7 protein-coding genes and 1 tRNA gene are annotated in these 15,567 nt (G+C 73.2%); 4 read left to right on the forward strand and 4 right to left on the reverse strand.

The genetic code is table 11. The features are described from left to right. Positions 1 to 47 precede the first annotated feature (47 nt). Complete coding sequence (locus tag ACGFML_RS18845) at positions 48 to 965, reverse strand: two-component system response regulator (protein WP_393545017.1); 918 nt, start codon at positions 963 to 965, stop codon at positions 48 to 50. Then, complete coding sequence (locus tag ACGFML_RS18850) at positions 962 to 5,257, reverse strand: HAMP domain-containing protein (protein WP_393545019.1); 4,296 nt, start codon at positions 5,255 to 5,257, stop codon at positions 962 to 964. Before ACGFML_RS18850 ends, ACGFML_RS18845 begins: the two co-directional genes overlap by 4 nt. 405 nt (positions 5,258 to 5,662) lie before the next feature. Between ACGFML_RS18850 and ACGFML_RS18855 the strand changes: the two genes are divergently transcribed. Together ACGFML_RS18855 and ACGFML_RS18860 are read left to right on the forward strand one after the other, a co-directional pair. Continuing rightward, a complete protein-coding gene (locus ACGFML_RS18855) occupies positions 5,663 to 7,300 on the forward strand; it encodes a SpoIIE family protein phosphatase (protein ID WP_393545587.1) in 1,638 nt (545 codons plus the stop codon). A gap of 179 nt (positions 7,301 to 7,479) precedes the next feature. After that, positions 7,480 to 9,129 carry a long-chain fatty acid--CoA ligase gene (locus ACGFML_RS18860; RefSeq protein WP_393545021.1) on the forward strand — a complete coding sequence of 550 codons (1,650 nt, stop codon included), beginning with the start codon at positions 7,480 to 7,482 and terminating at the stop codon, positions 9,127 to 9,129. A gap of 63 nt (positions 9,130 to 9,192) precedes the next feature. Here ACGFML_RS18860 and ACGFML_RS18865 read toward each other — a convergent pair whose 3' ends face one another. Next, positions 9,193 to 13,311: a PAS domain-containing protein gene (locus ACGFML_RS18865; protein WP_393545023.1), complete on the reverse strand. Its 4,119-nt coding sequence runs from the start codon at positions 13,309 to 13,311 to the stop codon at positions 9,193 to 9,195. A 191-nt stretch (positions 13,312 to 13,502) separates the two neighbouring features. Next, positions 13,503 to 14,093: an SSI family serine proteinase inhibitor gene (locus ACGFML_RS18870; RefSeq protein ID WP_393545025.1), complete on the reverse strand. Its 591-nt coding sequence runs from the start codon at positions 14,091 to 14,093 to the stop codon at positions 13,503 to 13,505. Between the two features lie 181 nt (positions 14,094 to 14,274). Between ACGFML_RS18870 and ACGFML_RS18875 the strand changes: the two genes are divergently transcribed. Together ACGFML_RS18875 and ACGFML_RS18880 are read left to right on the forward strand one after the other, a co-directional pair. Then, positions 14,275 to 14,365, forward strand: a tRNA-Ser gene (locus tag ACGFML_RS18875). A gap of 118 nt (positions 14,366 to 14,483) precedes the next feature. Then, positions 14,484 to 15,476: a GlxA family transcriptional regulator gene (locus ACGFML_RS18880; RefSeq protein WP_393545027.1), complete on the forward strand. Its 993-nt coding sequence runs from the start codon at positions 14,484 to 14,486 to the stop codon at positions 15,474 to 15,476. The last annotated feature ends 91 nt before the right edge of the window (positions 15,477 to 15,567 follow it).

Consider the following 15,567-nt stretch of genomic DNA (forward strand, 5'->3'; position numbering starts at 1 on the left):
CGAAGCCGCCGAAGAGTTCCTCGGTAGGCGCCCCGGTGTCCCCGCCCCTACCTGCCGCGGTGCATGAGGAGGTGGCCGACGGCCTGCTCCAGCTCCGCGATGCGGTTGGCGAGGCCGTCGGCTTCGGAGTCCTCGGCGTTGCGCAGCAGCACCTCGATCTGGGTGAGCCGGCCGGCGATCTCGGCGAGGCGGGCGGCCTCGCCGGGGGCGGTGGTGGCGACGGCGTCCTGGCCCGGGGGGAGAGGCGGCTGGGCAGGCCGGGCGGGGGTGGCCGCGGGGGCCTGCTCGGGGGGAGGGGGGCCGTCCGTGCCGGGCGGTGGCCCGGTGGCGTTCCTGGGCGGCGGGCCGTCGGGGAGTTCGACGGTTTCCACCGGCTGCGCGGGCTGGGGGGAGGCGGCGGGCGCGGCCGGTGGAGCGGCTTCTCCCGCGCCTCCCGGTTCGCCTGCGCCTCCCGTGTCTTCCACCTCTCCCACGTGTCCCGCCCCCTCCGCTTCTCCCGCACCGTGCGCGTCCTCGTCCGACGTCAGCAGTCGCGTCAACTGATCGGCCTGGGCGGCGAGCTGGACGTTCTTGCGGTGCAGTTCCAGGAAGACGTTGACCTTGGTGCGCAGCAGCCAGGGATCGAAGGGTTTGATGAGGAAGTCCGCCGCGCCGACGGTGTAGCCGCGGTAGGCGTAGTTGGGGTCCACGGCGGCGCCGGTCAGCAGGATGACCGGCACGTCCTTGGTCTGGTCGAGGCCCTTGATGTTGGCGGCGGTCTCGAAGCCGTTCATGCCCGGCATCATGACGTCGATGAGGACGACCGCGAACTCCTCGCGCAGCATGGCCTTGAGCGCCTCCTCGCCCGAGCGGGCCCGGACCACGCGCCGGCTGAGCGAACCGAGGACGGCCTCCAGCGCGACCAGGTTCTCCTCCATGTCGTCCACGATGAGGATGCTGGCGGTGCTGTCGGGCGCGTGGGTCATGTGGCCTCCCCCGTCATGTCGTCGGGACCGTTCCTGTCCGCCGGTGTTCCGCGGGTGCCGTCACCGGGGGCCGCCGGAGCGGCGGCCTCGTCGTCCTCGGACGGTTCCGGACCTACGACGGTGGCCTGCGGGTCCAGCAGGCGGCAGATGACCGCCAGCAGCCGGTCGACGTCGACCGGCTTGGGAATGTAGTCGTCGGCGCCGCTCTCGATCGCCTTCTCCCGGTCGCCCGGCATGGCCTTCGCGGTGAGGGCGATGACCGGCAGGTCCGCGAAGCGGGGTGCGCGACGGATCGCCTTGATCATCTCGTAGCCGTCCATCTCGGGCATCATGATGTCCATCAGGATCAGCGCCACATCGGGCGTCCGGTCCAGGACTTCGAGACCTTCGCGGCCGTTCTCCGCGTACTTCACGCTGATGCCGACCCGGCCCAGGACGTGGGTGAGGGCGAAGACGTTACGGATGTCGTCGTCGACGACGAGGATGCGCCGGTTCGCCAGCACCCGGCCGGGGCGGCCGCTCAGCCACTCCCGCAGCCGGGTGGTCTCGGGCCAGGCGACGTCGGAGCCGTCGTGGCCGTGGACGGCCGGTGGCGCCGCGCGGGCCGGGGCCTCCGATCGCTCGAGACCGGCTCCCGGGGTCTGCGATCGCTCGAGACCGGCTCCCGGGGCCTGGGGGTACGTGTCGCCGGCGGGCTCGGCGGCGGTCCGCTCCTGCGGTGGCCCCCCGTTCGCCGCACGGCGGGCCGCCACGTTGTCGCGTGCGGTGGGCAGGGCCGCCCGGGTCGGGTAGTCGGGTTGGGGGGAGGGACCGGTGTAGCGGGCGGGGACGTAGAGGGTGAAGGTCGAGCCGATGCCGGGCTCGCTCTCGGCGATGATCCGGCCGCCGAGCAGGGCCGCCATGTCGCGGCTGATGGAGAGGCCGAGGCCGGTGCCGCCGTACTTGCGGTTGGTGGTGCCGTCGGACTGCTGGAACGCCTCGAAGATGCCGTCGAGTTTCTCCGCCGGGATGCCGATGCCGGTGTCCTTGACGGTGAGCGCGATGACGGCGTCCGCGTTGCGCAGGGAGTCCTCCGTGAAGCCCTCGGACGGTACGCGTTCGACGCTGAGCTCGACGCCGCCGGTGGAGGTGAACTTCACCGCGTTGGACAGGAGGTTGCGCAGGATCTGCTGAAGGCGCTGTTCGTCGGAGTACAGCTCGCGCGGGACGTTGTCGCCCACCGAGACGTCGAAGGACAGCCCGCGGTCGACGGTCAGGGGGCGGAAGGTGGCCCGTACGTAGTCCAGGAGCTTGGCGAGCGGGAGGGCCTTGGGGTGGACGTCCATCCGGCCGGCCTCGATCTTCGACAGGTCGAGGATGTCGTTGATGAGCTGGAGGAGGTCGGAGCCGGCGCGGTGGATGGTGACCGCGAACTCCACCTCCTGCGCGGAGAGGCGGCTGTCCGGGTTGTCGGCCAGCAGGCGGGAGAGCACGAGCAGGGAGTTGAGGGGGGTGCGCAGCTCGTGCGACATGTTGGCCAGGAATTCGGACTTGTACTGCGACGAGGTGGCGAGCAGGGCCGCCTTCTCCTCCAGCTCGGCGTTGGTGAGCTGGAGCTCGTCGGACCGCTGGCGCAGCTCGGCGGTCAGCCGCTGCGACTCCGAAAGGAGCGACTCCGTGCGGGAGTTGGCGATGATCGTGTTGATGGAGACGCCGATGGTGTTGGCGAACTGGTCGATGAAGGCGAGGTGCACCTCGTTGAACCGGCTGAACGACGCCAGCTCGATCACGCCGAGCACCTGGTCCTCGAAGAGGACGGGCAGGATGACGACGCTGGCGGGCGCCGCGGCCCCGAGCCCGGAGCGGATGGTGAGGTAGTCCGGGGGGACGGCGTCCACGAGGATGCGCTTCTTCTCCATCGCGGACTGGGTGATCAGTCCCCAGCCGGTCGTACCGGGGCTGGGCAGTGAACGCTGTCCGTCGGTCTGCCCGGTGCCGTAACCGGCGATGAACTCCAGCCCTTCGCCCGGCTCGGCCCCCGCCTCGGCCAGGAAGAACGCTCCGAACTGCGCGTTCACCAGGGGTGTCAGCTCGCGCAGGATCAGATCGGCGACCTCGACCAGGTCGCGGTGGCCCTGCATCAGGCCCGCGATGCGCGTCAGGTTGGACTCCAGCCAGTCCTTGGCACGGGTGGTCTCCCGCAGGTTCGCCACCATCAGGTTGACGTTGTTCTTCAGCGCGGCGACCTCGCCCTGGGCCTCTACCGAGATGGAACCGGACATGTCGCCCTGGGTGACCGCGCTGGCGACCTCGGCGATCGCGCGGACCTGCGTCGTCAGGTTCAGCGCCAGTTCGTTGACGCTGGTGGTCAGCTTCTTCCAGGTGCCGTAGACGCCTTCGACCCGGGCCTGGCCGCCCAGCTGGCCCTCGCTGCCGACCTCGCGCGCCACCCGGGTCACCTCGGAGGAGAACGACGAGAGGGTGTCGACCATCGTGTTGATGGTGGTCTTGAGCTCCAGGATCTCGCCGCGGGCGTCCACGTCGATCTTCTTCGACAGGTCGCCCTTGGCGACGGCGGTGGCGACCTGGGCGATGTTGCGGACCTGGGAGGTGAGGTTGTCGGCCATGGAGTTGACGTTGTCGGTGAGGTTCTTCCAGACCCCGGAGACGCCGTGGACCTGGGCGCGGCCGCCGAGCCGGCCCTCGGTGCCGACCTCGCGGGCCACCCGGGTCACCTCGTCCGCGAACGCCCGCAGCTGCTGCACCATGGTGTTCACGGTTTCCTTGAGTTCCAGGATCTCGCCGCGGGCGTCCACGTCGATCTTCTTCGACAGGTCGCCGTTGGCCACCGCCGTGGTCACCTGGGCGATGTTGCGGACCTGGGACGTCAGGTTGAGGGCCATGGAGTTGACGTTGTCGGTGAGGTCCTTCCAGACCCCGGAGACGCCGCGGACCTGCGCCTGACCGCCGAGGTTGCCCTCGGTGCCGACCTCGCGGGCGACGCGGGTGACCTCGTCGGCGAAGGCGGACAGCTGGTCGACCATGGTGTTGATCGTCGACTTGAGCTCCAGGATCTCGCCCTTGGCCTCCACCGTGATCGTCTTGCCGAGGTCGCCCTCCGCGACGGCGGTGGCCACCAGGGCGATGTTGCGGACCTGGGTCGTCAGGTTGTCGGCCATGAAGTTGACGCTCTCGGTGAGGTCCTTCCAGACCCCGGAGACGTCCCGGACCTGGGCGCGGCCACCCAGTCTGCCTTCGGTGCCGACCTCGCGGGCGACCCGGGTGACCTCGTCGGCGAAGGCGGACAGCTGGTCGACCATGATGTTCACGGTGTCCTTGAGCTGGAGGATCTCGCCCCGCGCGTCCACCGTGATCTTCTGGCTGAGGTCGCCGTTTGCCACTGCCGTGGTCACCTGGGCGATGTTGCGGACCTGCCAGGTCAGGTTGGACGCCATGAAGTTGACGTTGTCGGTGAGGTCCTTCCAGACCCCGGAGACGCCCCGGACCTGCGCCCGGCCGCCCAACTGGCCCTCGGTGCCGACCTCGCGGGCGACCCGGGTGACCTCGTCGGCGAACGCCCGCAGCTGGTCGACCATCTTGTTCACGGTCAGCTTCAGCTCCAGCAGCTCGCCGGTGGCCTCGACGGTCACCTGCTGGGTCAGGTCGCCGCGCGCCACCGCCGTGGTGACCACCGCGATGTCCCGCACCTGTGCCGTCAGCCGCGACGCCATGGTGTTGACCGCCTCGGTCACGTGCAGCCAGTCGCCGGAGAGGCCCTGGGCCTTGGCCCGGCCGCCCAGCCGCCCCTCGGTGCCGACCTCGCGGGCCACCCGGGTGACCTCGCCGGTGAACAGTGAGAGCTGATCCACCATGCGGTTGACGCCGCTGCCCAGACGGCGCAGATCGCCGCGGAGCTGGCGGTTGCCGTCGTGCAGATCGACGTGCTGGGTCAGGTCGCCGTCCGCCACCGCGTCCAGTACCCGTGTGGCCTTCGAAACCGGGACCACCAGCGCTTCGAGCACGGTATTGGCCGCGTCGACATTGGTGGTCCAGCCGCCCTGACCGGGGCTCGCCGTGATGCGCTCGTCCAGCCTGCCCTGCCGGATGATCTCGCGGCGTACCCGCTGGAGCTCGGTGGCCAGGTGCGCGTTGCGGGCCACGATCTGGTTGAAGACCCCCGCGATGTCGGCCAGCACGCTGTCCTGCGCGCCCTCCACATGGGCGGTGAAATCCCCGTCGCACAGGGCGTTCATGGCAGCCAGCAGTTGCCGCAGATCTCCGGTCCGGACCTGCTGCAGGGCATCCGTACGCATCTCCTGCCCGTCGGGCGCGATGCCGGAGCGGGCAGGGGATGGGGTGCTTCCCGGGTGTGGCGGGGACGCGGAGTCCGGCCGGGCCGGGTTATGGGCCATGGCGCACCATCCCCCACTGATCCAATTTAGGCAGGTATGTCATAGTATAAAGCGCTCGCAAGGAGATTTTCCCAGGCGCTCCCAGGGGGTGCAGTGGGGCTTTTGTCCGTGACCGCGACGGAAGCCGTGTCCCGGAAGGGGCTGCCGGCCAACCAGCTCGCGCCCGCCAGCGCCCGTAAATTCGTCCGTACGGTGCTCATGGAGCGGGCCGAGCGGCGCCCGCCTGCGCCGGGAGCGGGCGCCCTCACCGAGCGGTTCGTCGACGACGTCCTGCTCCTCGTCAGCGAACTGGTCACCAACGCCGTCATGTATGCCGGTACGGAGATCGACGTCACCTGCCGCCTGGAGCCGGGCGGGGAGGACGCGGGCGGCGGCGCGGACGCCCCGGACGACGGCCGCGCCATCATGGGCGTCGTCGTGGAGGTGGCCGACCGCCACCCCTCCCGCGGCGTGCACGGCGGTGTGGACGCGCGCGGCGGGGAGCCCGGCTACGGCCTTCAGCTGGTCAGCGCGGTGGCCGAGTCGTGGGGCGTGACCTACCGGCAGTCCGAGAAGACGGTGTGGTTCCGCCTGGTGGCCAAGGAGGGCGAGCCCGAGCCCCTGGGCCCCCCGCCGACCGCCCGCCCGGCCGCCGCCAAGCTCCGCACGCCCGCCCGCACCGGCGGCCCGGGACACACCTACGCCGCCGAATGGGCCGACCGCGGCGGCTCATCCTTCCTCGCCGAGACCAGCGAGCTGCTGGCCGGACAGCTCGACCAGGACATGGTCACCGCCCTCGCGGCCCAGCTGCTCGTGCCCCGGCTCGCCGACTGGTGCGCCATCTGGCTGGACACCGAGGGCGCCGGGATGCGGCTGTCCCGGGTCTGGCACGTCGACGAGCGGCGCATCCCGCCGCTCCGGGCGGACCTGCAGCGGGACACCCCGCCCGCCGACGTCCGCACCGCGGGCACCCCGTGGCCCTGGCCGGAAAGCGCCGGTGCCCAGCACACGGGCGGCTCGGCGCTGGCATTCCCCCTGGTGGCCCGCGGCACCGAGCAGGGCGTCCTGCTGCTCGGCCGGGCGGGGCAGCTGCAGATGACCGACACCGTCGTACGGATGGTGGAGGACGTCGCCCGCCGGGTGGCCCAGGCCGTGTTCACCGCCCGCCAGTACACCCGGCAGACCACCATCAGCCGCGCCCTCCAGCGCCGGCAGCTGCCCGCGTCGCTGGCCAGCATCGAAAGCGTCGACACGGCGATAGTGTACGAGCCGCACGGTGAGGGACAGACCGTCGGCGGCGACTTCTACGACATCTTCCCGATGGGTGAGCACCGCTGGTGCTTCCTGCTCGGGGACGTCCAGGGCAAGGACCCCGAGGCGATGTCGGTCACCGGTCTGGCCCGCCACCTGGTGCGCCTGCTGGCACGCGAGGGGCACGGCGTCGAATCCGTCCTCGGCCGCCTGAACACCGCGATGGCCGAGGACAGCGCCGAGGCGGTGGAGATGAGCGGCGAGCAGGCCAGCTCCCGCTTCCTGAGCCTGCTCTACGGCGAACTGGAGGTCGTACCCGGCGTGTCCGGAGCCCACTGCACGGTCGCCTCCGCCGGCCATCCGCCGCCGCTGCACCTGTTCGGCGACGGGAGGGTGGAGCCGGCCTCCGACCCCCAGATGCTCCTCGGCATCGACGAGGGCACCGAATTCCAGGCCAGCTCCTTCGCCCTGGCGCCCGGGGAAACCCTGCTCTGCGTCACCGACGGCGTCACCGAACGCCGCTGCGGCAACTGGCAGCTGGACGACAACGACGGCCTGGCCCAAATCCTCCGGGACGGCATGGGGCTGGGCGCCAAGGCGCTGGCGGAACACGTGCGACGCGCGGCGCACGACTTCGGCACCGGGCCGGTGGAGGACGACCTGTCGGTGCTGGTCCTGCAGGCGGTCCTGGGTGCGGACGAGCGGCGGGCGTGAGCGCCGGCGGCGCCCGTACCCCGCGGCGGATGCGCCGGAGTGCGGATGCCCGCAGTACGCGTCATCCGGTGCCATCCGTCCGCTGCGGGCAAGAACACACTTCAGCCGCGTGACATACCGAGCGGTATGCGTCGACAATCACAGCACCACTACCCGCCCGTAACAAGCGGAGGCACCCGGTGCTCAGCACGATGCAGGACGTATCGCTCACGGTCTCGCGAATCCTGGCCCACGGGTCGACCGTCCACGGTGAGGCCGAGGTCATCACCTGGACCGGCACGGATCCGCACCGCCGCACGTTCGCCGAGGTCGGCCGCCGGGCCGCGCAGCTGGCGAGCGCCCTGCGCGACGAACTCGGCGTGACCGAGGGAAGTGTTCTGGGCACGTTGATGTGGAACAACGCGGAGCACCTCGAGGCATACCTCGCCATCCCGTCCATGGGGGCGGTGCTGCACACCCTCAACCTCCGGCTGCCCGCCGAGCAGCTGACGTGGATCGTCAACCACGCCCGGGACCGCGTCGTCTTCGTCAACGGCTCCCTGCTGCCGCTGCTCGCCCCCCTGCTGCCGCAGCTGCCCGCGGTGGAGCACATCGTCGTTGCAGGCCCCGGCGACCGCTCCGTCCTCGCCGGCGCCACCGTCCGGGTGCACGAGTACGAGGAGCTGCTCGCCGGCCGCCCGGAGACCTACGACTGGCCGGACATCGACGAACGGGAGGCCGCCGCCCTCTGCTACACCTCCGGGACCACCGGGGACCCCAAGGGCGTGCTCTACAGCCACCGTTCGCTCTATCTGCACTCGCTCCAGGTCAACAACGCCGAGTCGTTCGCGCTCAGCCCCCGCGACCTCGCGCTGCCGGTCGTGCCGATGTTCCACGTCAACGCCTGGGGCCTGCCGCACGCCGCGTTCATGGCCGGCGCGTCCGTGCTGATGCCGGACCGCTTCCTGCAGCCGGCGCCGCTCGCCGAGATGATCGCGGCCCTGCGGCCCACCATCGGCGCAGCGGTGCCCACCATCTGGCAGGGCCTGCTCGACGAACTGGACGCCGGCACACACGACGTCAGCTGTCTGCAGACGGTCATCATCGGCGGCTCCGCCTGCCCGCCCGTCCTGATGCGCGGCTTCCAGGAGCGCCACGGGGTCCGCGTCGTGCACGCCTGGGGCATGACCGAGACCTCCCCGCTGGGCACCGTGGGACACCCCCCGGTCGGGGTGAGCGGCGAGGAGGAGTGGGCCTACCGCGCCACCCAGGGCCGCTTCCCCGCCTCCGTGGAGGCCCGGCTGATCGGCCCCGGCGGCGAGCGGCTCCCCTGGGACGGCGAGTCCGCGGGCGAGCTGGAGGTCCGCGGGCCCTGGATCGCGGGCGCCTACTTCGGCGGCACGGACGGCGAACCGCTGCGCCCCGACGACAAGTTCAGCGCCGACGGCTGGCTGCGCACCGGAGACGTCGGCACCATCAGCCCCAACGGCTATCTGACCCTGACCGACCGCGCCAAGGACGTCATCAAGTCCGGCGGCGAGTGGATTTCGTCCGTCGAGTTGGAGAACCACCTGATGGCCCACCCGGGGGTCGCGGAGGCCGCGGTGGTCGCCGTCCCGGACGAGAGGTGGGGTGAACGGCCGCTGGCAACCGTGGTGGTGACGGAGGGTTCGGCGGTCACGTACCAGGAGCTCAAGGCATTCCTCGGCGAGCGGATCGCACGCTGGCAGCTGCCGGAGCGGTGGGCCGTGATCCCCTCGGTGCCGAAGACGAGCGTGGGGAAGTTCGACAAGAAGGTGCTGCGGCGCCAGTATGCGGCGGGCGAGCTGGACGTGACGCTGCTGGGGTGACGGCACGAGGGTGTGCCCCATGCCCCGGGGCACACCCTCACGCCGGCGGCAGGCCGGTCCGCGTCAGTTCGTACCGATCTTGGCCAGCAGGTCGACGATCCGGGCCTGCACCTCGGCGCTGGTGGAGCGTTCGGCCAGGAACAGCACCGTCTCCCCGGCGGCGAGCCGCGGCAGCTGGGCCGGATCCATGTCGGCGGAGGTGTAGACGACCAGCGGGGTGTGGTCCAGCAGCCCGTTGGCGCGCAGCCAGTCGACGATTCCGGCCCGCCGGCGGCGCACCTGCATCAGGTCCATCACGACGAGATTCGGCCGCATCTGCGTGGCCAGGGTCACCGCGTCGGTGTCCGCGTCGGCCCGCGCGACCTGCATCCCGCGCCGCTCCAGCGAGGCCGTCAGGGCCCCCGCGATGGCGTCGTTCTGCTCGATCAGCAGCACCCGGGGCGGGTGGTGTTCGCTGTCGTGCGGCGCGAGCGCCTTGAGGAGCACGGCCGGATCGGCGCCGTACGCGGCCTCCCTGGTGGCCTGTCCCAGACCGGCGGTCACCAGCACGGGGACCTCGGCCGCCCCCGCCGCCTGGCGCAGCGACTGCAGCGCGGTGCGGGTGATCGGCCCGGTCAGCGGGTCGACGAAGAGCGCCGCGGGGTACGCGGCGATCTGCGCGTCCACCTCCTCGCGGGAGTTGACGATCACCGGCCGGTAGCCGCGGTCGCTCAGTGCCTGCTGGGTGGAGACGTCCGGTGCGGGCCAGACCAGCAGCCGACGCGGATTGTCCAGCGGCTCCGGCGGCAACTCGTCGTCCATCGGCATCGGTTGACGGTCCATCACCTCTATGGCGCCGTTCGGGCCGTCCAGCGGCTCGGGCCCCTCGCTGCCCTCGTCGGGCGCCGAGATCGCGAAGGCACGGCCCTCGCCGGCGTCCATCAGGCGCGGCTGCTGCTGCGGCGCGGCCGGGGCGACCGGCTGCGGCGCGGGCCCGGCCTGCGGGGACGGCATGGCCCCCGGGCGGGCGCCGCCGGCCGCGGCACGCTCGTCGTCCTGGGCGGGCCGCTCCTGGGGCGCGGCGAGCTTGCGGCGGCGACCCGAACCGGCGGACGTGCCCCCGGGCGGTGTACCACCGGCAGGCGTGCTGCCGGGCGACGTGCTGCCGGGCGGCGCCGGCCGCTGCTGGTCCGCGATCTGCTGGGCGAACGGCACACCCTGCCCCAGGGTGCGCACGCTGAAGGCCCGCCCGTGGGAGTGCTCGGCCGCGGGCCCGTCCTCGTCGGTCTCCGGCAGCGGCTGCCGGGCGGCGGGCGCGGGCGCCTGGCCCTGCGGGGGTACGGGAGCCTGGGCCGCGGCCCGACCCGGGACCTCTTCGGCGGGGCTGGGGCGCCCGCGCCGACGGCCGGTGGGAGCCACGGGGGCGGCGCTCTCCGGGGTCGGGTCCGGCACCGGGGCGACGCCGGGGGCCGTACCCGTCGCCGTGCCGGTCTCGTCCGCAGGCTCGGTGGGCTGCGCCACCAGGCCCTCCGGGCCCGCCACGAACGTGCCGGACGCCTCGGAATCGGCCATCGCGGCCGCCGCCCGCTCCTCGGCCGCGGCCCGGCGGGCCCGGCGCCGCCCGGTGGGCTCGCCCTCCCACTCGTCCTGACCGGCACCGGGGTCCGGGGCCGCTTCCAGCTCGAACCCCGGCCGGTCGCCGGGCATCTCGGCCGTGCCCTCACCGACCGGCCGGCGGGCCCGGCGCCGCCCGGTGCCGACGCCGTCCTGCGGCCCGGCCTGCGCGGGCACCTGCCCGGCGGCCGGGAGCGCGGGCAGCGACGACGGCGGGGTCCGGTCGGCCGCGGCCGGCGGCAGTGCGAACGCCGCCCGCGCGCCCACGGGCGACAAGCCCTCAGCGCCGGTCGGCTGACCGCCCGGGGGTACGGGCGACTGGGCCCGCTCACCCTGCGCGGCCCGCTCCGGCGCCTCCGCCAGCGCCCGGCGCGCCCGCCGGCCACCCGGCTGCACCGGCGAAAGTCCCTGCGGCTGCCCCTGCATCTGCCCCTGCATCTGGCCGGGGATCTGCGGCTGCCGCTGCACCTGGCCGGGAGCCCGCCCCTGCGCCGGCACCGGGCGCGGCGCCTGCGGACCGGGCGCGCCGCCGTCGCCGGCCGCGCCCCGTGCCCCGTTCGTTTCGCGCGCGGTGCCCGCGCCGCCGCCGTCCGGGCCGTCGCCCGGCACCACGTCGCCCGGCGTGCCGCCGCCGTTCGACCCGCCCGCGTCGCTCGCCCGGCCCGGACCCGCCGGGAGGGCCGGCGCACCGTCCTCCGATGCGCCCTGACGCGCCCGGCGACGCCCGCTCGGCGGCACCGGGTGCGCCCCCGCGATGCCCGGCGGCAGACCCGTACCGTCCTCGGCCACGCCGGAGCCCGCGTCGGCGGCAGCCTGCTCGGCGACCTCGGCGCCCTGCTCCGTCCCCGAGTGCCGCGCCCGGCGCCGCCCGGTCGGCTGCGCGCCGCCGTCCTGCGCCGGCAGCCCCGCACCGCCCTCGGTGCCGGAGCCCTCGGCGGCGTGACTCCCGCCGCCGTCACCGGCAGGCTGCGTGCCGCGCGCCCGCGCGGCCGGCACCGGCATCACCGTCGTTTCGTTGCCGGTGGCCTCTGCTCCTTTGTCGGTGGCGGCCGGCACCGGACCGTCCGTCGCCACCGGCAGCTCCAGGACGTACGCGCTGCCGCCCGCGCCCGCGCCGCCCGGTACCTCGTGTGTCTGCAGCAGCCCGCCGTGCTGCCGCACGATGCCGCGCACCAGGGGCTCATGGACCGGGTCGCCGCCGCCGAACGGGCCGCGCACCTCGATCCGTACGACATCGCCGCGCTTGGCGGCCGCCACCACGATCGTCGAGTCGCCGGGGATCGGCCCCGTACGGCCACCGGGGCCCGCGTCCGTACCAGCCGTGCCCGCCGGCATCCTTCCGGTGGAGTCCACGCCCGCGACATCCGCGATCAGATGCGACAGCGCCTGCGCCACCCGGTCCGCGTCGACCATGGCCTCTATCGGGGGCGCGTGCACCGCGAACTGCGCCCGGCCCGGCCCGATCAGCTCGACCGCGCCCTCCACACCCGCCGCGACCACCGTGTCCATCGAGACCTTGGTGCGCTTGAGCTGCTCCGCCCCGGAGTCCAGCCGCTGATAGCTGAGGACGTTGTCCACCAGGGTCGTCATCCGGGCGTGCCCCGCCGCCAGATGGTGCAGGATCTGGTTCGCCTCCGGCCACAGCTGGCCGGCCGGGTCGGCCGCGAGGGTGCTGAGCTCGCCGTTCAGCTCCTCCAGCGGCCCGCGCAGCGCCTGGTCGAGGACCGCGAGCAGCTGGGTGTGCCGGGCCGCCAGTGCGTCGTACGGGCGGCGGTCGGTGAACGTCATCACCGCCCCGACCAGCTGGTCCCCGTCGCGCACCGGCGCCGTCGTCAGGTCGACGGACACCGCACGCCCGTCCTTCGACCACAGGGCCTGCCCCCGCACCCGGTGCTTGCGCCCGGACTTGAGGGTGTCGGCCAGTGGGGTGTCCTCCCACGGCAGCGCCGAACCGTCCGCCCGCGAGTGGTGGATCAGCGGGTGCAGCTCCTTGCCGCCGAGCTCGCTCGCCCGGTAGCCGAGGATCTGCGCGGCCGACGGGTTGACCAGAACGACCTTGCCGTCGGCATCGACGCCGACCACGCCCTCGGCCGCGGCCCGCAGAATCATCTCGGTCTGCCGCTGCTGACGGGCCAGCTCGGTCTCGGTGTCCAGCGTCCCGGTCAGGTCGCGGACGACGAGCATCAGCAGCTCGTCGCCCGTGTAGCCGTTGCGGTGATCGGCGTAGGCGGCCTCGAAGGCGGACTCGTACGGGGTGCGCCCGTCCTCCAGATTGGCGCTGGTCACCTCCACCAGCAGCTCGGTCCCGTCCGTGCGCCGGGCGACCATCCGCGTCGGTTTCGTCCGCGGACCCTCGGTCCGCTCGTCGTGGCGCCGCATCGAGCCCGGAATCCGCTTGGAGTCGAAGGACGGCAGCAGATCCAGCAGGCCACGCCCGACCAGGGCCGTGCCCGGCGCCTCGAAGGTCTCCAGCGCGATGGTGTTGGCGTTGACGACGGTGCCGTTGCAGTTGACGAGCAGCAGCGCGTCGGGAAGGGCATCGAGTATGGCTGCGAGGCGAGCAGCGCCTCGGGATGGCCTGCTGCTCACGAGACGCTTCCTCCCTGTTACCGCACCTTGCCGACCCACCGTGGCGGGTCGCTGGGGTGGAGTCTACGGGCACTTACCCGCGAAGCGGAGGCGCATCACGCGGAGGTATTGCCACGGCCCGGTGCGACTCGCCGCACGCCCGACATGTGCCCCTCGTCCTGACCTGGGGCGCTACTCCGTCATGAACCGGGTCACGAAGTGCTGCGCGGGAGCAGCGGTTCGAAGCGCCGCCAGCGTTCGATCTCACACCCGTTGGAGCGCCGGAATTGGGCGTCGACCGGGCGTCCGGCCCAGGTCCCGGTGATATGCGCGGTGACCGGGCCGCCGTAGATCATCGTGCATTTCGCTCCCTGCGGAACCGGCGCGAAGGGGTCCCGGCCCCACCGCGTCCGCTCGTCGAGCTTGGCGCACGCCTTCTTGGCGTCGTGGTGGTTGCCGCCCGTCGGGTGGCAGCGGAGCTGGAAGGTCCCGTCGCTCTTGGGGGAGCCGGAGTGCGAGACGGTCACGGTCAGCCGGTCCGAGTGGTGCGCGGGGAAGGTGTGCGGGTGGCTGTCGGCCGGGGTGGTGCCGAGGATGTCGAACCCGTGGCCGGGGAGCGGGATCGGGATGGGGGCGGCCGCTGCGGCGCCGGGTGCGGCGCCGAGGGCGGACACCACGGCGGCGAGGGACGCGACGGCGGTCGCGGCCGCGGCGAGGAGGGACGACGTCCGGCGGTGCGGCATCACGGTCTCCAGTGAGGCGAGTGCGGGGCGGTACGCGGTACGTACACGCCGGGGGCGCACGACATACGGATCGATGCGGCCCCGACACTGCTAACGCGTCGCAGCCCCCGACGTTGCGCCGCAGGAACGTCTTTGCCGGGGGGCCCGAGCGCCTAGTACCGTAGGGGTCGATTGGTGACAGCCCGCAGAGCTGTGCCATCATCTGGACACACCACGGCGTGCATGCGCGCGTGGGGTGTGTGGAGGCGTCGCCTAGTCCGGTCTATGGCGCCGCACTGCTAATGCGGTTTGGGGCTTACCCCCCATCGAGGGTTCAAATCCCTCCGCCTCCGCTCCTCTTCGTTCGGGCCCCGGTCATCGCGACCGGGGCCCGAACGCGTTTCCCGGGGCCGAACCCACTGCCGCGGCCGAGCGAGCTGCGGGGGCCGCCGTCCGCGTAGGCTCCCGTGCATGCCAGAGGTGCCCGCCGGGAAGCCCTCCCGGGCCGCCGCCCGCTCCGTCGTGATGCTGGCCTTCGAGGGCGCCCGACTGCTGGATGTGACCGGCCCGTTGGAGGTCTTCAGCGCCGCCGCCCGGCTGGGCGGCCGCTACATGATCGAGGTCCGCACCCCCGACGGCCGCGACATCACCACCGCCGCCGGCACCCGCCTCGCGGCCGACGGAGCCGCCACCGCCGCCGGCCCGCCCCCGCACACCCTGCTCGTGCCCGGCGCCGAGGAACTCGCCCAGGGCCGCTTCCCGCCCGGCCTGACCGACGCCGTACGCACGCTCGCCGCCCGTTCCCAGCGGGTCGCCTCGGTCTGCGCCGGAGCGTTCGCCCTGGCCGAGGCCGGCCTCCTGAACGGCCGCCGCGCCACCACCCACTGGCGTCACACGGGCACCCTCGCGGCCCGCCACCCCACGCTCTCCGTCGACCCCGACGCGATCTACGTCCGCGACGGCGCCCTCTACACCTCCGCCGGCGTCTCGGCGGGCATCGATCTCTCGCTCGCCCTGGTCGAGGCGGACGAGGGCCCGGAGCTGGCCCGTGCGGTGGCGCGCGATCTGGTGGTCTTCATGCAGCGGCCGGGCGGCCAGTCACAGTTCTCGGTGCCGGCCCGCACCCCGCGCCCCCGCCACGACGTCCTGCGCGCCCTGCTGGACGAGATCGCCGCCGACCCCGCCGCCGACCACTCCCGTACCGCGCTGGCCGACCGCGCCGGCCTCAGCGCCCGCCACCTCACCCGCCTCTTCCACGAGCACACCGGCGCCACCCCGGCCGCCTACGTCGAAGCCGTCCGCCTGGAGGCCGCCCAGACCTTCCTCGCCCACGGCGAAACCGTCACCGCCACCGCCCGCCGCACCGGCATCGGCACCGACGAATCCCTCCGCCGCCTCTTCCTGCGCCGCCTGGGTGTCACCCCCTCCGCCTACCGGGCCCGCTTCCGCACCACGACCCGCTGACCGGCGGCCGACCGCGCCCCCTGCCCCATCGCCGGCACCCCTGGCCCCATCAGTGGGCACCCCTTGTCCCCATCTGCTGTCCCCATCTGTG

Origin of the sequence: Streptomyces sp. NPDC048650, from assembly GCF_043199095.1 — a bacterium.
GTDB lineage: Bacteria > Actinomycetota > Actinomycetes > Streptomycetales > Streptomycetaceae > Streptomyces.

Bases quoted from the DNA above. Each gene is read 5' to 3' on its own strand.
- ACGFML_RS18845 (WP_393545017.1), bottom strand. From the start codon at position 965: ATGACCCACGCGCCCGACAGCACCGCCAGCATCCTCATCGTGGACGAC.
- ACGFML_RS18850 (WP_393545019.1), bottom strand. From the start codon at position 5,257: ATGCGTACGGATGCCCTGCAGCAGGTCCGGACCGGAGATCTGCGGCAA.
- ACGFML_RS18855 (WP_393545587.1), top strand. From the start codon at position 5,663: ATGTATGCCGGTACGGAGATCGACGTCACCTGCCGCCTGGAGCCGGGC.
- ACGFML_RS18880 (WP_393545027.1), top strand. From the start codon at position 14,484: ATGCCAGAGGTGCCCGCCGGGAAGCCCTCCCGGGCCGCCGCCCGCTCC.